A 19,890-nucleotide genomic window follows, 5' to 3' on the forward strand; every position below is an offset into this window, starting at 1 on the left:
AGATTTAGAGTGTTTTTTTGTCTTTAGAAAAGGCTGATCTTCATTTGTTTTCATGCTCTATTTGTGTTAAAATGAAAGGAAACAATTGTGCGAGGTATTCTATGAAACTAGGGACAAATGCAAAAGGTTTAAGAGGAAGTTTGCGTGTGCCAGGTGATAAGTCTATCAGCCATCGCTCCATTATTTTTGGGAGCTTGGCCAAGGGTGTCACCAAAGTTCATGATATTTTGCGTGGAGAGGATGTCCTCTCAACTATGCAGGTTTTTCGAGAGATGGGAGTTCAAATCGAGGATAAGGGGGATCTTGTTGAAATCCATGGCTGTGGCTTTGATGGTTTGCAGGAACCTCAGCGTCCACTTGATATGGGGAATTCAGGTACCTCTATGCGCTTGATTGCCGGCGTTTTGGCTGGTCAGAACTTCTCTGCTCAGATGGTAGGAGATGACAGCTTATCTAAGAGACCCATGGATCGTATCAGCCTACCTTTGCGACAGATGGGAGTTGAGATTGCTGGTCAAACAGAGCGGGATTTACCTCCTTTGACCATTCATGGCAATCAAAACCTAAAACCCATTCAGTATCAATTGCCTATTGCTTCGGCTCAGGTGAAGTCAGCCCTCATTTTTGCAGCTCTGCAAGCGCAGGGCGAGTCGCTGATTATCGAAAAAGATTTGACACGAAACCATACGGAAGATATGCTCTTACAATTTGGCGGTCAGCTAAAAGTTGACGGCAAAGAGATCCGAGTAGTTGGTAAACAAGAACTGCAAGCTCAGGAAGTTGTTGTTCCTGGAGATATTTCTAGTGCAGCTTTCTGGCTTGTAGCCGGTTTGATTGTTCCAAACTCTAAAATTACTCTAACCAATGTCGGTATCAATGAGACTCGGACAGGCATCTTAGATGTGATCCAAGCCATGGGAGGCAAGTTATCAGTGTCTGAGCTTGATGAAGTAGCCAAGTCGGCAACCATCACTGTTGAAAGCTCGGACCTGCATGGAACAGAAATCAGTGGGGAACTAATTCCTCGCTTAATCGATGAGTTGCCTATCATTGCTCTGCTAGCGACTCAAGCTGAGGGACAAACCCTGATCCGAGACGCTGAGGAGTTGAAAGTTAAAGAGACTGACCGGATTCAGGTTGTAGCTGATGCACTCAATAGTATGGGAGCGGACATCCAGCCGACAGCTGATGGAATGATTATCCAAGGAAAAACGTCTTTAAAAGGAGCTTCTGTTCATACATATGGAGACCATCGTATCGGTATGATGACCGCCATTGCAGCACTTTTAGTAAAAGATGGAAACGTGGAGCTTGAGAGGGCAGAAGCAATCAATACCAGCTATCCGGACTTTTTTGCTCATTTGGAGGGATTGTTAAGTGACTAAAATACTATTAGGATTTATGGGGGCAGGCAAGACTACTGTCGGTCGCCTTCTGGATCCCAATTTTCATGATATGGATGAGCTGATTGTTAATCAGATTGGGATGTCTATTAATGACTTCTTTGCTCAGGAAGGTGAAGAGGCATTCCGAAAGATAGAGACAGCAACCTTGGAGAGTTTATTAGCAAATCAGGCAAAAATCATCTCTCCAGGTGGAGGAATTGTGGTCAATCCGCATAACCGAGATCTGCTTGACAAGAATCCATATAATATTTATCTACGAGTGGATTTTGATACTCTGTATCAGCGCATTGAGAATGATCTTGCCATGCAGCGGCCACTCTACTTAAACAACACACGAGAAGAATTTAAGAAAATTTTTGAAGCTCGCTTACCTCTTTATGAGAAAATTGCTACGCATATCATTGATGTAGCAGGAAAAACACCAGAAGAAATTGCGGAGATTATTCGATGCTTGTAGGCTACCTTGGGCCCAAGGGCTCTTTTTCTCATCAAGTGGCTCAGAAGGCTTTTCCAGAAGCACATTTAGAGTCCTATCCAAACATCACAGAAGTCATCAAAGCTTATGAAAGAGATCAAGTGGACCTATCAATTGTTCCAGTTGAAAATTCGATTGAGGGCAGTGTTCACGAGACTTTGGACTATCTCTTTCATCAGGCCCAGATTCAAGCTGTAGCAGAGTTGATTCAACCAATTAAGCAGCAGCTCCTAGCCTGTCAGACTGATGGGCCGATAGAGACAATCTTTTCTCACCCACAAGCTCTTGCTCAGTCTAAGACTTATATTCAGGAGCATTATCCATACGCTAAGTTGGAAGTAACTGCTAGTACAGCTGCAGCAGCGCGTCTAGTAGCAAAACATCCAGAGAAGCCTTATGCTGCTATTGCACCAGAAACGGCTGCTGAGGAGTATGGCTTGCAACTTGTGGCAAGAGATATCCAAGAAATGAGTGAAAATTTCACACGTTTTTGGGTTTTAGGCTGTAAGAGACCGGAGTTTGCTTTAGAAAAACTTGCTCCCAAAAAGACCTTGGGCTTGACCTTGCCGGATAATCTACCAGGTGCCCTCTATAAGGCTTTGTCTGTCTTTGCTTGGCGGGGAATTGATTTGACCAAGATTGAAAGTCGACCTCTAAAGACAGCTCTGGGAGAGTATTTTTTTATCATTGATGTCAATGGTGAACAGGAGTCTCTGCTCCAATTTGCTCTGGAAGAATTAACAGCCATCGGAATTACTTATAAAATTTTAGGACAGTATAGTGTCCATCTTATTTCATAAATGTCGGGGGAAATATGGCGAAACAACAAGACAATCTGAGCCATCATGAACAATTACGTTTAGATTATTTATATAAAAACTTTCATTACTTAAATGAGCGGGAACAGGAAGAATATAACTATCTGATGCGTAAGGCTCAGGGAGAAATTTTTGAGCCTAGCTACAGAGAAGAGGAAAAGCCTGTTTCTGACAAGTTGGAAGACTCTTTACCTGTTTACCCAAATAGAACAAACCGCAGAAAGGATCGGCAACAGTCTGAAAAAGCTGAGAGGCCTAAAAAACGGCGAATAGAAAAGCCAAGTCAGACTGAACTAGGTCCTGAGGGAGAGGAAAAGAAACCCAAAAAACGCAAGAAAAAATGGACCTTTGGTCGTGTCTTGAAATGGGTGCTTACTTTTATCGTTCTCGTATTGGCTGGAATGCTTGTCATGTTTATCAAAGGAGTCTGGTCAGTACCAGCTGAAAACAAACCGACAGCTGAAGTCTTTCATGGCGAAGATAGTCCAAATGGAACCAATATCCTTATTTTAGGGACAGATGGTCGTGTTGGGCAGACTTCTGACGAAACGAGAACTGATACTATCATGGTTCTCAATGTTGGGGGCAAAGACAAGAAACTGAAATTAGTCAGCTTCATGCGGGATACTCTCGTTAATATTGAAGGTGTCAGCCAGCCTGGTGAGTATGATCAGAAGCTCAATTCAGCCTATACCATTGGTGAGCAAAATAATCACCAGGGGGCAGAATTGGTGCGTGAAATGCTCAAGGATAATTTTGATATCAATATCAAATATTATGCCTTGGTAGACTTTTCAACCTTTGCGACAGCTATTGACACACTCTTTCCAGAAGGCGTTGAGATGAATGCACAATTTTCAACGATTGATGGACAGCCTGTAACGGAAGTAGAAGTCCCAGATGACCTCAATATGAAGGATGGAGTAGTTCCCAATCAAACCATTAAAGTCGGTCCGCAGCGGATGGATGGCAGAACCTTGCTCAACTATGCGCGTTTTCGTAAGGACGACGAAGGTGACTTCGGTCGGACTCGTCGCCAGCAGGAAGTATTGGCAGCCGTGATCCAGCAATCCAAAAATCCAATGAAACTCTTTTCAGGCTCAGAGGCTTTGGGTAAGGTCTATGCAATGACCTCAACAAATCTACCTTACACTTTCCCTTTGACCAATAGCTGGTCTCTCTTGAGTGGGGCAGCGGGTGGAGTTGAACGTGTCACCATTCCTGACTTAGGTGACTGGCAAGATGCCTATGACATGTACGGTGGCCAAGGTCTCTTGATCGACTTTGAAGCCTATAAGGCCAAATTACAGCAAATGGGCTTGAGATAGATATCTATGATATAATGGAAGGTAGGACAAGTTTCTACCTTTTCTTTTTGAAAAATGGCAGAGCGATAAAGCAGAAAGAGAAAAATATGTTAAAGAAAAATGATATTGTAGAAGTTGAAATTGTGGATTTGACCCATGAGGGAGCAGGAGTTGCCAAGGTTGATGGCTTGGTTTTCTTTGTAGAAAATGCTCTACCGACTGAGAAAATCCTCATGCGAGTCCTCAAGGTCAATAAAAAGATTGGTTATGGGAAAGTTGAGGACTATCTTACTCAATCCCCACACCGCAATCAAGACCTAGACCTCGCTTATCTACGAACGGGGATTGCTGATTTGGGGCATCTTGCCTATCCAGAGCAACTCAAGTTTAAAACCAAGCAAGTCAAAGATAGTCTCTACAAGATTGCTGGAATTACGGATGTAGAGGTCGCTGAAACGCTTGGTATGGTGAATCCAGTCAAGTATCGTAACAAGGCGCAGGTACCTGTTCGTCGAGTGAATGGTGTCTTGGAAACTGGTTTTTTCCGTAAAAATTCGCATGACCTTATGCCCCTTGAAGATTTCTTTATCCAAGATCCTGTCATTGACCAAGTCGTGGTAGCTCTTCGAGATTTGCTCCGTCGTTTTGATTTGAAACCTTATGATGAAAAGGAACAATCTGGCTTGATTCGGAACCTTGTTGTGCGACGTGGGCACTATTCAGGACAAATCATGGTCATTTTGGTAACGACTCGTCCGAAAGTTTTCCGAGTGGAGCAATTGATTGACCAAGTCATCAAGCAATTCCCAGAGATTGTGTCTGTCATACAAAATATCAACGACCAAAATACCAATGCGATTTTTGGCAAGGAGTGGCGGACATTGTATGGTCAAGATTACATTACTGACCAAATGTTGGGGAACGACTTCCAAATCGCTGGACCAGCCTTTTACCAGGTCAATACTCAAATGGCTGAAAAGCTTTATCAGACAGCCATTGACTTTGCAGGATTAAAAGTAGATGATGTGGTTGTTGATGCCTACTCAGGAATTGGAACGATTGGATTATCCGTTGCGAAGCATGTCAAGGAAGTATATGGTGTTGAGGTTATTCCAGAAGCAGTTGAGAATAGCAAAAAGAATGCGGCAATCAACGGAATCACCAACTCCCACTATGTCTGTGACACAGCAGAAAATGCCATGAAGAACTGGCTTAAAGAAGGAATCCAGCCAAGTCTTATTCTAGTGGACCCACCAAGAAAAGGCCTTACTGAAAGCTTTATCAAGGCAAGCGCCCAAACAGGAGCAGACCGCATTGCCTATATCTCTTGTAATGTTGCAACCATGGCGCGTGATATCAAACTCTATCAAGAATTAGGATACGAGTTGAAGAAAGTCCAACCGGTTGATCTTTTTCCACAAACGCACCATGTTGAGGCGGTATCACTGCTTGTACGAGCTGAGGTATCAGCGAAGTAGAAGTAGATGCTCCACCCATGGGATAGGACTCGTAGAATGAGGAGAGCAACCGACGAAATGATACGGTAAGTCCGAACCGCTGAGTGTGTAAGTTTGTTAGAGAAACGTAACTAATTCTCTCGCTTTTTCATTTTAGGGCGAGAGGCTTCAAAGCTCCACTGGAGCTTTGAACTCCCCGAACCTTTTGAGTTCCACAGACGCATCACGTTGAGGCAGTATCACTGCTTGTACAAGCTGATTGAACAAGGGAAATTAGCTAGTGAAAGTCCTACAGTAAGGAGTTTAAACATGAAATTCCATGAATTTGGTAATAAGAATTTGCCTCCTATCTTACTAATACACGGTGGTGGCAGTTCTTGGTGGAATTACCTTCGTCAAGCACGTATCTTGTCAGAAAAATACCGTGTTATTTTACCTACTTTGAATGGTCACGGCGAAGAATATCAACTTGATTATGTTTCTACTGAAGATTCTGCTTTGGAGATTCTAGACTATATCAAAGCAAACTGTGGTGGGAAATTGTTTGCAATCGGTGGTGTTTCACTTGGTGGTCAAATTGCCATGGAGCTTTTGTCTTTAGACAGTGAAATTGCTGAGAAGGCCATCATAGATGGAAGCCTCTGTATTCCTCAACCAAGGTTAGCTAAAATCAGCATTTTTCTAGTGTCTCTATTTGGTAAACTGATGTTCAATAAATTCTCTTGCAAACTTCAGTTAAGCATGATGAACAAACTCTATCCTAAACTGGCTTATCCAGAGGAAATAAAAGCTTATTATTTAGAGGATTTGCCAAGGACGCCTGTCAAAACATTGGTGACCATTTACAAAAACTATATGGGATGTTACAAGCTGAAAGATATGATTTCTGCTAGCAAGGCTCAGGTTCTGTATATCTATGGTGAAAAAGAATTGAACTGTGTGAAAGAATCAGCGAAATTATTTCATCAGCTACATTCAAATACAATTTTGTATGAAGCAAAGGGCTATAACCACGGATATTTATCGGCTTATCTGCCTCAAGAGTGGATTGATTTGGTTGAGCTATTTTTAAACAGAAATTCATTGGAAATGTTTAATAAATCTGATATTCAATAGGGAGGAATCTGATGCTAGGAGCAATTATTGGAGACATTGTAGGTTCTGTCTATGAGTGGGATAATATTAAGACAAAGGATTTCCCTTTATTTCGGAAAGACTGCTTTTTTACAGATGATACGGTAAGTCCGAACCGCTGAGTGTGTGAGTTTGTTAGTGAAACGTAGCTAATCCTCAGAATAAAGAAACTAAAACTCCATTATTTTGAGATGAAAACCTAAATTGACTTTAAGGAGGTGTTATATTGATAGAGATCAGACCTGAGTTTGATAAAATCACATCCTTTGATGAATTTAATAAATACTATTGGTATCGTGATGAACTTTCACAGATATGCAAGTCATTAGGACTTGAAAATAGAGGTACAAAACAAGAACTCAATGATATTATTGAGCAGTACTTTAAGGGGAATTTGATTAAAAAATCATCAATAAAAAGCAAGAAGAAACGAGTAGAAGTCGTTACCTTAGATACGTCCTTACTTGAATGCGGATTCTCCTTTAACGCACACTTTAGAGAATATTTCTCAACTTTAACAGATGTTTCACCATTCAAATTTACTGCTGATATGGCTACTGCTTGGAGAAAAGTAAAAAGAGAACATGATTTAAGTTTTACCATTCAAGATATGCTAAAAGTTTATTATGGAAATTCAGACTATGCCAAGTATGATCATTCGGTTTGTCAATGGAATCAATTTTTAAAGGATTTCTGTGCAGACGAAAATAATCGTAATTACTCGAATAAACTAAAAGTAGCCTCTATTCTATGGAAAGAAGTTAGAAATTCAAGTAATGAAAAAATTTATTCAAAGAATCTTTTGACCGAATATGCTGATAAAGTAAAAGAGTATGGCAAGTAGAAATGTCAGTCGAAACCAATAGTTCACAAGGAGGAATCTGATGCTAGGAGCAATTATTGGAGACATTGTAGGTTCAGTTTACGAATGGAACAATATTAAAACGAAGGATTTTCCCTTATTTCGTGAGGATTGTTTTTTCACAGATGATACTGTTATGACCTGCGCCGTCGCAGAAGCAATCATGAATGGTGGTCAGAAAGATGACTTTATTGACGCCATGAAGAAATATGGCAAAATGTATCCCGATGCGGGCTACGGTGCTCGGTTTAGTAGTTGGATCAATAGTGACAATCGTGATCCTTACAATAGCTTTGGAAATGGATCTGCTATGCGTGTTTCTCCCTGTGCTTGGGTTATGGACTGTGGTTTTTGTGCCAGAACAGGAGCCTGGCCTTCTAGAAGATCTCTTGCACGACTTTCTGCTGAGGCGACTCATAACCATCCAGAGGGCATCAAGGGAGCTATGGCAACGTCGGATGCTATCTTTATGTGTCGCTATTACTTTGGAGGCTACTGTGGGGATTATGAGCAACCAATCAATGATAACACTTCAGAATGTAAGAGACTCATCAAGGAGCATATAGAGGAGGAGTATGGGTATAACCTTTCTCAATCACTAGATGAAATCCGTCCTACGTATCGTTTCAATGAAACGTGTCAGGATACAGTTCCTCAGGCAATCATTGCATTTCTGGAAAGTAGAGACTTCGAAGATGCTATAAGAAATGCCATCTCCCTTGGTGGCGATAGTGATACTCTTGCTGCAATAACGGGGAGCATAGCTGAGGCAGCATATGGTATTCCTGATTGGATCAAGGAAAAGGCCTATTCCTATCTAGATGAGCCGTTAAAGGATGTCATTAGCCGATGGAAAAAGTTCATTCCAGGAGGATAATAAAGGCTTTTGGTGTTACATACACATTTTATACAAAATATTAAGCCCTTATATCCCTGTCTAGAGATAAAAAAATCCCATCTAAGTTGGTAAATAACTTCAGGAGGTTGATACGCTATGCTTAAATCTTATGTAACTAAAAAGTATTTATTCTCCTATTTTGTGGCGATTATGATTACTTGGCTGGAGGCTGTCATTACACCAGCTTTAATTCAGTATATTGTCTCTAGTTTTACCAATCACCAGTTGCATTTGCTGTGGCAGGTCTTGATTTGGGGGATTGTGGGGAATTTGATTCTCTTACTAGGTTTGGCGGGGAAACGTTATTACTATGCACGAGTGCTGACGGACTTTAAGTCGGGGATTAAGCAGGCTATCTTTCAGACTTTCTTATATAGCCGTCGGATAGCGGATGAAGAGGTTTTGTCCGACCTGGAAAATGATGTGAAACAGCTAGAAGATAATTATATTGAGCCTACTGTCATTATCATTTCTTCTTTGGGATTTACAACTGTCTCTATCTGTTATGCTCTCTGGACTAATTTTTATCTGGGTTTGCTCTTTATCATTTTTTATTCGATACCTGTCCTTTGTAGTAGCATAGGTTCCAAACGCTTGGATGCGATTTCTGAGCAGAAGTCCATAGCTAACCAAAGCTATGTCTCTCAAGTGACCAATATGATTGCAGGTGCTCGTCCCATACGGCATTATCGAGGACAAAGCTTATTTTACAAACTGTTTTCCAAAGATTTACACAAGACTTTAGAGCAAGAAGTCGCCTATGAAAAGCAACGGACTTTAAACAGTCTCTTTATCAATGGGATTGATGCCTTTTGCTCGGTTGCGCCTATTGTCATTGGTGGTTTCATGACTTATTATAACTACCTATCTGCAGCCAGCTTTGTTGGGATTTACCTAGTATCGCATAATATTGGCTACCAATTTCAAGAGCTATCTTACTTTATAAATACTAGAAAATCAGCCAAGTCTCTCTGTGATAAATATCAAAACTTGCTGGGAGATGAGTTGACGATGCCTTCTGTTCTTGAAGGTTCCGTCTTTCCTATCCAGCTAGAGCAGGTTAGTGTAGAGCGTGATGGTCAAGAAATCCTAGCCCCTTGTGACCTTACCATTGAGAAAGGGGAAAAGATTGCCATTATCGGAGAAAGCGGGTCTGGGAAAACAACCTTACTGAACCTCATATATGGAGAAATCAAGCCTAGTCAAGGTCGGATTCGCTACCATGGACAAGAGCTAAGCTCGGGTGAACTTTATCAGGCAGGAGCCTACATTCTCCAGTCCAGTCATGTCTTTGATGGTTTGAGTCTAGAGGGAAATATTGCTCTGGGGCAAGAACTTGATTCTGTAAGGATGGAAGAAATCCTGCAGCAAACCGGTTTGAAAGCTCTCCAAGGCAAAATACCTAGCAACCAAACTCTGTCAGGCGGTGAGAAGCAGCGGCTAGAAATTGCCCGTGCTCTCTATCACAATCGCCAATTTATCCTGGCTGATGAGGTCAAGGCCAATCTGGACCTTAAAAACCAAGAGAGAATCAGCCAGCTTCTCTTCTCCCTCCCACAAGCAGTCTTAGAAGTGATTCATCACTATAGCGAAGAGGACTTGAAGCGCTATGATAAGGTGATAAAACTGGATAAATAAGATGATACATAGTTTGCAAAAAGGAGTGGCAGAGGCCACTCCTTTATGAAAGTTGGTGAATAGGATATGAATAGGCTACACTTTATTAGACATAGAATTTCCATTCTATTGGAAAACATTTTCTATATGGAGTCTAGTTTAGTGTAGCCTATTTATTTTATGCTGATTATGAATAGATCAGAGGAGATTGCAACTTGAAAACTAGTATAATTGCTGGAAATTAAAAAGATTTCTTCACTAACCCAAATTAGAATTTTGCTTAGTAATTTTTTTAAAGTAATCATCCCATTCGTTCATCATTTCGGGACTGAGAATGATATTAACTGTTTCTAGGATTGTACTATGTGTTTTTATGGCTTTTTCCCTATTCCCCCATAGATAGTCAAACATAGCCTGAAGTTCATGTAGATAAAGCTTTTCAAATAAAAAGTAGTTTGGATATTTCTTTTGGAACAGTAAGCATAAAAGTTTTTGACTTGCTACTTGCTCTTTTCGTTCAATAAAAGCAGAAAGGCAGTTTAGGACTGTATCAATTTTGATTCGATCAAGGTTATTTTTTGGTGATTGAGGAATATTGTCTAGAATGGTATTAGTAAATACTAGCAGAGCTTCAGTTGTGAAATATGGGACGAGATTTCCAAATAATCCTACGTCAAGGTTCGTCCAATATTCTAATGAAAAAAAGTAGTCTGTCAACTGAAGTATGGCCTCTTGTTTAACTGTCTCCTGTTGTAGTTCACAGATCATAACCTCAAGAACGAGTGAGATAATAAGATAAATATATTGCTCTTTTTTCGAAGATAACTCCAAAAGCTCTGTTTTTACTTTAGAGAGTGTCTGAATATCGTTATTACTCAAAGCATCCTCTATTTGTTGTATTGTTTTGTAAAAATCATCATCTTGAAAATCCTTCCACTCAAAAAATTCATTAATTTCAACTATCATAAATCCTAACAGTTTAAAGAGTACATCTTTAGAAAGGTTAGTATGGCCGTTTTCAAAGTCAGAAATACTTGTTGCAGAGCCAGCAATTTTTCCGAGTGTTTTCAGGGAAAGTTTTCTTTGTTTTCGAATAGCTTTAAATTTTTCTCGATTATTCATGTTCGGATTTCCGAAATTTCTCCTTCTTAAGTTTCTAACATTATATAATAGAAGCATTAAAAATGAAAGGAGAAGAAGCATGGTTGTAAATGAAATTATTAATACGCGCTTGTCCAAAGCGTGATATTTTTAACGAACGTAGCTTTGATGAAAAATGCAAACGAATGCATCAAAATATTATACAAAATTTTGAACTCGCTATCTTATCTAATAAAGTAAACTACGAATTAAAGGTTGAATGATATGAAGACAATTCTAGAGAATATCCCAAAATTAAAATTGTTTGTCTATATACTATTTTCTATGCTCTATTCTTTACAAGGCTTACTCACGTCTTTTCTCATACAGATTGCAGGGGAAATTGACGTGAATAATACTCAGATGGTTCTAGTATTTGGACTGGGAGGAGTGCTGTTATATATATTTGTTTATGCATGTATGTATATAAATAATATCTTAGTACGTGCAATAATTGAAGATTTTAATGTCCTAATTTCTAAAAAGGCTATTGAAAATTTTTATCAAAAAAGATTAAATTATACCTCTGAAGAGCTAAACTCCTTTTTGACACAGGATATTCCAATGTTTTGGCAGGAATACTTAGTTCCTTTGATAGTTTATCCCATCTACGTATTATCTATTCTTGCTTCAGTGTCATATCTCCTCACACAAAATATCCAAGTAGGTCTGTTATTTACAATCGGGGGATTTTTAATGATTATACCTCAGTTTATATTTAATAAAATGTTGCAGAAGAGAGGAGAGGAGTTAAGTACAGCGAGAGTAAATAGTATGACATCTATTACAGATTTTACAAAAGGAATAGATACAATTCGTAGTAATCAAGCAAGTAAACAGTTTTCATCCCATGTTTTGGACGAAATCAAGAATACGGAGAAAAAACAATACCGATATTTTACAAGTCATAATCTGGTCATGTTTTGGACGGGTCCTCTAAAAGGAATTGGCTTAGTGGTTCCACTAATGATAGGTTTGTTTTTTATTAAGTCAACTTCTATCACACTTACAACTTTACTAGCCATGATGACTGCATCCATGAATTTAATTTCTCCATTACAACAACTTTTAGAAGGAACCTCTAGCTTGCAGTCAGCTAAGTTTATTAGGGATAAGATGGTTTTCATTTTAAATATGAGAAGTAATGATGATGAAGAAATAGAAATTAAAACTTCAAAGGAAAAATTGAGGATTTATGGTAGAAATCTTAGTAAGTCATTTGAAGATAAGCTCATTTTTGAACGATTATTCTTGGACATTCCTTTTGGAAAAAAGATTTTATTGTCAGGAGCAAGTGGTAGTGGAAAATCAACTCTGTTTAAAATTTTAAGTGGTGAAGATACTGAATTTTCCGGAAATTTATATTTTGAAAATGAAAAAGGAACTTGTTATGAACCGTCCTATAACAAGGTGTCTTTAATACATCAAAAACCGTATATATTTAATGGTAGTTTAAGAGATAATTTAACATTATTTCAGGAAATTTCTGATAGTAATTTACGTGATGTTTTGCAGAAAGTGAACCTTCTAGAAGAGATGGGGAATAATCTTGAGACTCAACTTGATGGTCAAAACTTATCTGGTGGTCAAATGATGAAATTAGAAATTGCGAGATGCTTGCTCAGACTTAAGCCGATCTTACTTGTTGATGAAGTGACTGCTTCATTGGATGATATGAATGCTCAAGAAATTCGTGCACTGATTTATTCCCAAAATTGCACTATTATAGAAATTGCTCATAAATTTACAGAAGATAATTATGATGATATAATCAGGATCGAGGATTATAAGTCTAGTAATCCTAATCAATAAAAGGTTGTCGATAGCTATCAAATGCCCTGTTATTCTGAATTACTTGATATGACACTTCAAATAGAATTTCTATATACAAATAATGGTTATAAAGTAAGGTTTGCAGCTATTGATCCCGATTAGGAAATTGGAATTTATATTGTTCGATACAAAAATATTGATGATGTCTTACTAAATCAAGGAGCAATATTGTTTTGACTAATTCTGCTAAAATAGATAAAAAGTATTTTTATACTACTATCATTGGTTTGTTTCTAATGGCAGTATTGTCTTTGACAAAGATAATACCTGAACTTTCTTTATCAGGTCTCACTGTACTGATTGGTATTTTCTTTTTCTTTGTTCTTGAACATTTTGATAAAAAATCACATATAGAATCGGGCTTGCGCTTTAAATCATTTTTCGATGATCTTAAAAAACAAGGAGTAATTCTTTTGGTCTTGCTTCCTGTAGGATCTGCTGTAGCAACATTGCTTATTGGCGATATGGTATTTAAGGGTGCTTTTGCTATTCATGTTTTGGGAAGAGCGAATGGTATGTTATCCTTTGATAAAATACCAATCCTTATGGTTCAAATAGTAATCGCAGCCTTGGGGGAAGAGATTGCATGGAGAGGTTTCTTTCTTGGTAAGTCAATGAGAATTCTACCATTTTGGCTTTGTGCCATTCTGTCTTCTTTATTGTTTGCGATCGCTCATATTTCTAGTGGAAGTATTGAACTTGTAAGCTATGATATTTTCATGATTTTTGTTGATAGTATCATCTATGCATTGATTTATAAAAAGTCTGGGAATTGTTTGATTTCTGCACTTTCTCATATTCTTGGCAATGCTACAGGAATTCTTTTGATAATGATGTATATTTAGAAAGGTTTTAATGTCATCTAGCTAATAAAGGATTTTCATTATAGGACGATAATGGTCACTATCAGTAAAAGTGGGCTAGGTGACTTGATTTATAAAAGTAAGAAATCTTTTTAAAAATTTGGATAACTAAAAGCCTTGTCTCCAAGGCTTTTAAATATTCTCTGCTATACCTCCTATTCCCCAAATCGAACAATGGCTTGCAATCATTTTTTTAAAATAGTATACTAGGGCTAAGTTATGGAATCGTTTGCATAAAATTGCGATGAGTTTAAACATAGAAATCTAGGAGATGAAAAGTATGGAATTAACAGCCATTTATCATAGACCGGAGTCGGAGTATGCCTACCTTTATAAAGAACGTCAAGTGCATATCAGAATTAGGACTAAGAAAGAGGATATAGAGAAAATCGTTTTGCACTATGGGGATCCCTTTATCTTTATTGAAGATTCTTATGAAGGTGTGAAAGAGATGGTCAAGGTGACTTCTGACGCCTTATTTGATTATTGGCAAGTAGCTGTCTCTGTGCGCTTTGCTAGGATCCAGTATCTGTTTGAGCTTAAGGATAAAAAAGGTCAAAGCATCTTGTATGGAGATAAAGGTTTCACTGACAATAGTCCAGAAAACCTTCATCACGAAGGCAATGGTTTTAAACTCCCTTATATTCACGAAATTGATGGTTGCCAGGTTCCTGAATGGGTTTCAAAAACGGTCTGGTATCAGATTTTTCCAGAACGATTTGCCAATGGAAATGCCGAGCTTTCACCAGAAGGAGCCCTAGATTGGGATTCGTCAATCACGCCTAAAACTACGGATTTCTTTGGTGGAGATTTACAGGGGATTATTGACCATCTGGATTATTTGGAAGACCTAGGGATTACAGGACTTTATCTTTGCCCTATCTTTGATTCTCCAAGTAATCACAAGTACAATACGACTGATTACTTTGAAATTGATCAACACTTTGGGGACAAGGAAACTTTCCGCCAACTGGTGGAGCAAGCTCATCTGCGTGGCATGAAGGTCATGCTGGACGCGGTTTTCAATCATATAGGCGATCAATCCGCTCAATGGCAGGATGTTCTCAAGCATGGTAAAAATTCAGCTTACAAAGACTGGTTCCATATTCAAGAGTTCCCAGTGACGAATGACAAGCTTGTGAATCCAAAAGAATTGCCTTATCATACCTTTGCCTTTGCCAGCTATATGCCTAAGTTAAATACGGCAAATCCTGAGGTCAAAGACTATCTCTTAAGCGTCGCGACCTATTGGATTGAACATTTTGATATTGATGCTTGGCGGCTGGATGTGGCTAATGAGGTTGATCATCAATTCTGGCGAGATTTCCGAAAGGCCGTTTTGGCTAAAAAACCTGATCTTTATATTCTTGGAGAAGTTTGGCATACCTCTCAGCCTTGGCTAAATGGTGATGAGTTTCACGCCGTCATGAACTATCCTCTATCGGATAGTATCAAGGACTACTTTTTGAGTAGGAGCAAGAAGACCAGTCAATTTATAGCTGAGATTAACTGCCAGTCCATGTACTACAAGCAACAGATTTCTGAGGTTATGTTTAATCTCTTGGATTCGCATGATACGGAGCGCATCTTGACGACAGCTCAAGGAGATATCCAGCTTGTCAAATCTGCACTCGCCTTTCTCTTTTTACAAAGAGGGACGCCTTGTATTTATTATGGGACTGAGCTAGAATTGGGCGGAGGTATGGACCCGGATTGTAGACGGGTCATGCCTTGGGACCGGGTTTCTAATAGCAATGATATGCTCAATTTTATGAAGAACTTGATTCAGCTTCGCAAAGATGTTGCGGACATTATTCAGTATGGTAAATTTATCCTAGAAGAAATCGAGCCGGATGTGCTGGCTTTAGAGTGGGAACATGATTATCAAGTAATCCGAGCTGTTTTTAATCAGTCCAAAGAGAATTATCTCTTAGACAGAGATTTAGCTGATTTGGTGAGTCAATGCCAAACTGATGACGAGAAACTTGTCATCTTACCAAAGGGATTTGTAGTTTATTGTGATGCGTCTAGAAGGTAATGGAGTAGAAACAAAGGAATTCGGACAAACAAGGTCTTAAAAATTCCTTCTTTAAAATTGTTAGAATTTTTTCATGGTGGTGTAAGATGAAATCAAAAGAGCTTCTGAAGAAAAAGTTGATTAATCTAGCTAGCGGGGAATTGGCAGCTGTTTTAGTATTTTGGATGAATTTTTTCCTGCTTAAAAAGTGGATTCTCACTACTAAAGCCTTCATTTCTGTTTCTTTCTCCTTGTTTCTCCTAACTTTTATCTTGATACAAGGATCCGTTTTTTGGTGGATTTTAGTCAAGAGGATTTCCAATCCAGGATTTGCTGCAAAGTATACTGGAAAGATTTATAAGATATTGAAGGAATTGGATTTTATTTTACTAGCTACTGGAATTTTTGTGATATTATTGAATCACGGAGAAGTTTCCACGTTCATTATTTCTTTTTCGATTTGGATGTTTGCTCTTATAGAGTGGATAAATTACTATCTACTGCAATTGTCCTACAGCTTGAATCCTGCTGTTTTATGTAGATACATCAGATATAGGAAATTGAAAAAGAGTAAAATAGCAAAGGAAATTGAGAAAATCTTATAATGCTGATGATTTGCAAAATGATTTCCAAGAGCTAAAAGACACAAAGGAGTGCAATCTCATGCCAAGACCGAAAACTAAAGAAGATTTGATGCTAGCTGCTAAGGAAAACTTTGAGAAGTTACAAACTCTCATTTCCAAATTGTCTGATCAAGAGTTAAATACGCCCTTTGATTTTTCTGGGGATGAAAAGAAGAAAGAGGCCCATTGGAGACGAGATAAAAATCTAAGAGATGTTTTGATTCATCTCTATGAATGGCATCAGCTCTTGTTGAATTGGGTGCATTCCAATCAAAAGGGTCAAGAGCAGCCCTTTCTTCCTGAACCTTATAACTGGAGGACTTATGGAGAGTTGAATCTGGAATTTTGGAAGAAACATCAAAATACTTCTCTTGAAGAGGCAACGAAGATGTTACAGAAATCGCATCAAGATGTTTTGGACTTTGCAGACACATTTACAAATGAAGAATTGTTTTCAAAAAATGTCTATAAATGGGTCGGAGGGACTGTACTAGGTTCCTATTTTGTAAGTGCTACTTCCAGCCATTATGATTGGGCCATAAAAAAATTGAAGGCTCATCAGAAAAATTGTAAGGCAAAATAGTCAATTGTATCCAAGTAATGGAGAAGAATAAAATATGAAAAAATACAGCAAAATAATCTTGTCCAGCATTTTTTTAGGTTTAGCCTTAGTGCTGGTAGCTTGTTCTGGTACCAAAAAAGATCAAAAAGCAAAACAAAATGAATCTACCTATTCAAATCTAAACAATAAAAAGAGTGTCGAAGAAGTGAAGAGTTTGTTATCAGCTCATTTGGATAAAGACAGTGTGGGTAACTTTGTCAATCTAGTCAATGACTACAATGGCCTTGTCGGATCGACCGGATTAAGGGGTGAATTCACTAAGTTTACCAAAACAGAATATGATGTAGAAAAAATCAATCCTCTATGGCAGGCCAAGAAGGGCGATTTTATCGGGACAAATTGTCGGATCAATACCTATACTTTGCTGAAAAATAGCATCAAAATCCCTCAAATAAAAAAAGACGATGAACTCTTGTTTATCGATAATGATTCGATTGACAAGGGCAAGCTCTTTGATGCCAAGGATAAGGAAGATTTTAATATCCTTTTCTCAAGAGTCAAGACTGAAGCGACTCAAGATGTCAAAGTCCATGCTAAGAAGATGGAGGAATACTTTAAACAGTTCAAGTTTAATGAAAAAGCACGAATGCTCTCTGTCATTGTTCACGATAATCTTGACGGTGATTCTCTCTTTGTAGGCCATGTTGGTGTCTTGGTTCCAGACAAAGACGGATATTTATTTATCGAAAAGCTGACCTTTGAAGAGCCTTATCAGGCAATCAAATTTGCGACCAAGGAAGATGTCTACAAATACTTGCAGACCAAATATAAAGACTACACAGGGGAAGGTTTGGCCAAGCCCTTTATCATGGACAATGATAAGTGGGTAGAGGGTAAGTAGTGTGCTTCAGTTAGTATTAAGAAAATAGAAGAGGGAGATTTAGCGTATGGAATTAAAAGATTTTACAGAAAAAGAGCAGGAGCAGATTAATCAAGGGCTCAGCACTGCAGAAATTTCCGATAAGGAAGCTGATAAAAAGATTCTTGCACTCGTGCCTGAGGAATGGATTAAGAGAATTCCTTTCTTTGTTAGAGGGCATGCGACTACCAAGACTGTTGAGCGAGTTGCTAAGCAATATCCTGAACTATACGCTGTCGCTAAGCAGCAAGGCGAACTTCCTGACAAGGAAAGAGAAGAATTGCGCGCCATTATGACAAGCATTTTTGAAGAAAAGATGAATAAACATAAGATTAAGTAAGCGAATTTCAAGCTGGTCTGAAAAAAGTTTGACTTAATACTTGCATACAAAAAAAACAAGTGACGGCATCAATAAAAGATGCGGTCACTTGTTTTATATTATTTACTTTCAACCTCGTTTTGGAAAACTAGGTCAGGTTTCAATTCTAGCAACTTTTCAAAAAAAGCCATCAAGTGTTGGTATTTGTTGGGATCGATGATTCCCAAACCAATCTTTTGCTGCTCTGTTCCCTTCTTTGTATAAAGGAAGAAATTTTTTGTTTTTACATTTCCAGCATGAACCCACTCGATCTTTAAAGTGATGGACTCAATTTCATCTAAGTAAACAGGCATAATAAGTCTCTTTTTAACGAGAAATAGAGCGTCTCGGTAGAGATAAAGAGAGTTAAAATCATCTTTAACGAGTGCCTTTTCTTGGATGAGCTGGTGCTGGTCTGCAAGCTCAGGATAGCGTTCGTAAATGCTTTGATATTTTTCTCGGATATTTTGAGGAGCTTTTATAGCCAAGTGGCCAAAAGCAATAACGATCCCCAAAAGAATAATTCCAAAGATTCCAGAGAATACAAGTCCAATGGTGTCATTCTTTTGGAGAGCAGATGGTAGGTTCAAAAGCAGAAATAGCAGGCCAAGGCTCCCCAAAATGACCCAGATTAGTGAAGACGTAACAGAAGCTTTGATTTCTTTTTGCATGAAAGCAACTCCTTTAAATAAAATATACAGTCTTATTGTAACACGAATAAGCGCCCCTGAAAACTAGAGTAAAAAAACAATCAGAAATTTCTGATTGTTCTTTTGATGATTTAAGATTTTTATTCAAGGTTTAGCTTAGTGCGAGTAATGTAGTAAACCCCAAAATAGAAAAGAAGAAGTTTAATAATCTCATAAGTATAAGCAGACAGGAATGAAAACTGAATAGGCGGTTCGGAATAAGAACCAACATATTGTGCATAGGTAATCGCGTAGATAAAAGGATTTGTGAAATAAAGCTGACGATTCAGTACTCCTATTATAATCCATAGAACAAAGGCTGCTACAAAGGACATTAAAATGCGATGATTTTGGAAAAGCTGGCCAATAGAAATAGACAAGTATAGGAATAATACAAAAGAAATCGAACCTAGAAGCAAATAGAAGGCTATTTGAAGAGTAGGAATCAATGGGATGTAGGAAAGAAGAAGACCAATTTTATTGAGGACATCAACCCCTGAACCAAGAGCTACAAGAAAAGCCATCCAGATGATGCTTAGGAAAATTCCCAAGACGCTCGCAATATACCAAATAGTTGCCATTGTCATTTTTGAAAGGATGATTTGGTGGGCATTTGCGGGCAGTGTCCAAGTCAAGTATGCTTCACGACCAAAAATATTTTGATAGAAACGTCTAATGGTAATGACTAGGTTAGAAATAACAAGTGCTGTACAGGTTGAAAAGAATACAATAGTAAAGAATGAATAGACTGCTGAGACAGCATCATCTGACGTAATTCCAGTAGATATACTGTTAGACAGCATCAGACCAAATATTGATGAGACAATAGCCAGAATTAAGAACAAGACGCCATATAATTTTCCGGCTGCTTTAAATTCATATTTTAATAATTTCCCAAACATAAATCTCTCC

The 19,890-nt window shown here is 38.3% G+C and carries 20 protein-coding genes; 17 read left to right on the forward strand and 3 right to left on the reverse strand.

From position 1 onward, the window contains the following. The first annotated feature begins 101 nt into the window (after positions 1 to 101). From aroA to O3640_RS06135, 10 genes are all read left to right on the forward strand, one after another. Positions 102 to 1,385: a 3-phosphoshikimate 1-carboxyvinyltransferase gene (gene aroA / locus O3640_RS06090; RefSeq protein WP_227221369.1), complete on the forward strand. Its 1,284-nt coding sequence runs from the start codon at positions 102 to 104 to the stop codon at positions 1,383 to 1,385. Then, positions 1,378 to 1,863, forward strand: a complete 486-nt coding sequence (locus tag O3640_RS06095; RefSeq protein ID WP_008809302.1) for a shikimate kinase — start codon at positions 1,378 to 1,380, stop codon at positions 1,861 to 1,863. Before aroA ends, O3640_RS06095 begins: the two co-directional genes overlap by 8 nt. Then, entirely contained in the window at positions 1,854 to 2,681 is an 828-nt protein-coding gene (gene pheA / locus O3640_RS06100) for a prephenate dehydratase (RefSeq protein WP_008809301.1), read from the forward strand. Before O3640_RS06095 ends, pheA begins: the two co-directional genes overlap by 10 nt. A gap of 14 nt (positions 2,682 to 2,695) precedes the next feature. Next, positions 2,696 to 4,027, forward strand: coding sequence for an LCP family protein (locus tag O3640_RS06105; protein ID WP_008809300.1), 1,332 nt, complete (start codon positions 2,696 to 2,698; stop codon positions 4,025 to 4,027). An 86-nt stretch (positions 4,028 to 4,113) separates the two neighbouring features. Then, a complete protein-coding gene (gene rlmD / locus O3640_RS06110) occupies positions 4,114 to 5,484 on the forward strand; it encodes a 23S rRNA (uracil(1939)-C(5))-methyltransferase RlmD (protein WP_020992604.1) in 1,371 nt (456 codons plus the stop codon). Positions 5,485 to 5,772: 288 nt separating this feature from the next. Then, a complete protein-coding gene (locus tag O3640_RS06115; protein WP_060970421.1) occupies positions 5,773 to 6,579 on the forward strand; it encodes an alpha/beta fold hydrolase in 807 nt (268 codons plus the stop codon). A gap of 11 nt (positions 6,580 to 6,590) precedes the next feature. Then, complete coding sequence (locus O3640_RS06120; protein ID WP_082756380.1) at positions 6,591 to 6,719, forward strand: ADP-ribosylglycohydrolase; 129 nt, start codon at positions 6,591 to 6,593, stop codon at positions 6,717 to 6,719. Positions 6,720 to 6,823: 104 nt separating this feature from the next. Further along, positions 6,824 to 7,441: an SAP domain-containing protein gene (locus tag O3640_RS06125; RefSeq protein WP_048778687.1), complete on the forward strand. Its 618-nt coding sequence runs from the start codon at positions 6,824 to 6,826 to the stop codon at positions 7,439 to 7,441. 40 nt (positions 7,442 to 7,481) lie between these two features. Next, positions 7,482 to 8,336 carry an ADP-ribosylglycohydrolase family protein gene (locus tag O3640_RS06130; RefSeq protein ID WP_048778689.1) on the forward strand — a complete coding sequence of 285 codons (855 nt, stop codon included), beginning with the start codon at positions 7,482 to 7,484 and terminating at the stop codon, positions 8,334 to 8,336. 117 nt (positions 8,337 to 8,453) lie between these two features. After that, complete coding sequence (locus O3640_RS06135; protein WP_227955626.1) at positions 8,454 to 9,995, forward strand: ABC transporter ATP-binding protein; 1,542 nt, start codon at positions 8,454 to 8,456, stop codon at positions 9,993 to 9,995. Between the two features lie 237 nt (positions 9,996 to 10,232). Here the strand turns inward: O3640_RS06135 and O3640_RS06140 are convergent, their stop codons facing one another. Continuing rightward, positions 10,233 to 11,096 (reverse strand): Rgg/GadR/MutR family transcriptional regulator, encoded by an 864-nt coding sequence (locus O3640_RS06140; protein WP_227221366.1) that lies wholly within the window; start codon positions 11,094 to 11,096, stop codon positions 10,233 to 10,235. Positions 11,097 to 11,339: 243 nt separating this feature from the next. Between O3640_RS06140 and O3640_RS06145 the strand changes: the two genes are divergently transcribed. The 7 genes from O3640_RS06145 (at position 11,340) to O3640_RS06175 (ending at position 18,271) form a co-directional block, all read left to right on the forward strand. Further along, the gene (locus tag O3640_RS06145) at positions 11,340 to 12,926 is read left to right on the forward strand and encodes an ABC transporter ATP-binding protein (RefSeq protein WP_227221365.1); all 1,587 of its coding nucleotides are present in this window, start codon (positions 11,340 to 11,342) and stop codon (positions 12,924 to 12,926) included. A 194-nt stretch (positions 12,927 to 13,120) separates the two neighbouring features. Further along, a complete protein-coding gene (locus O3640_RS06150) occupies positions 13,121 to 13,792 on the forward strand; it encodes a CPBP family intramembrane glutamic endopeptidase (protein WP_227221364.1) in 672 nt (223 codons plus the stop codon). A 298-nt stretch (positions 13,793 to 14,090) separates the two neighbouring features. After that, positions 14,091 to 15,848: a glycoside hydrolase family 13 protein gene (locus tag O3640_RS06155; protein WP_223349916.1), complete on the forward strand. Its 1,758-nt coding sequence runs from the start codon at positions 14,091 to 14,093 to the stop codon at positions 15,846 to 15,848. Between the two features lie 86 nt (positions 15,849 to 15,934). After that, a complete protein-coding gene (locus tag O3640_RS06160) occupies positions 15,935 to 16,432 on the forward strand; it encodes a hypothetical protein (RefSeq protein WP_227955621.1) in 498 nt (165 codons plus the stop codon). Positions 16,433 to 16,490: 58 nt separating this feature from the next. Continuing rightward, on the forward strand, positions 16,491 to 17,033 hold the full coding sequence (locus tag O3640_RS06165) for a ClbS/DfsB family four-helix bundle protein (protein WP_061584946.1): 543 nt from the start codon (positions 16,491 to 16,493) through the stop codon (positions 17,031 to 17,033). A 34-nt stretch (positions 17,034 to 17,067) separates the two neighbouring features. Next, the gene (locus tag O3640_RS06170; protein ID WP_048778704.1) at positions 17,068 to 17,913 is read left to right on the forward strand and encodes a DUF4300 family protein; all 846 of its coding nucleotides are present in this window, start codon (positions 17,068 to 17,070) and stop codon (positions 17,911 to 17,913) included. A gap of 46 nt (positions 17,914 to 17,959) precedes the next feature. Next, positions 17,960 to 18,271 (forward strand): hypothetical protein, encoded by a 312-nt coding sequence (locus O3640_RS06175; RefSeq protein ID WP_061584870.1) that lies wholly within the window; start codon positions 17,960 to 17,962, stop codon positions 18,269 to 18,271. Between the two features lie 98 nt (positions 18,272 to 18,369). On the opposite strand, the gene O3640_RS06180 is transcribed toward O3640_RS06175, so the two are convergent. Together O3640_RS06180 and O3640_RS06185 are read right to left on the reverse strand one after the other, a co-directional pair. Beyond that, positions 18,370 to 18,960 carry a hypothetical protein gene (locus tag O3640_RS06180; RefSeq protein WP_227221362.1) on the reverse strand — a complete coding sequence of 197 codons (591 nt, stop codon included), beginning with the start codon at positions 18,958 to 18,960 and terminating at the stop codon, positions 18,370 to 18,372. A gap of 119 nt (positions 18,961 to 19,079) precedes the next feature. Next, a complete protein-coding gene (locus tag O3640_RS06185) occupies positions 19,080 to 19,880 on the reverse strand; it encodes a hypothetical protein (RefSeq protein WP_048775159.1) in 801 nt (266 codons plus the stop codon). Between the last annotated feature and the right edge of the window lie 10 nt (positions 19,881 to 19,890).

The sequence above is a fragment of the Streptococcus sp. 27098_8_75 genome (assembly GCF_041432475.1).
Classification (GTDB): Bacteria; Bacillota; Bacilli; order Lactobacillales; family Streptococcaceae; genus Streptococcus; species Streptococcus gordonii.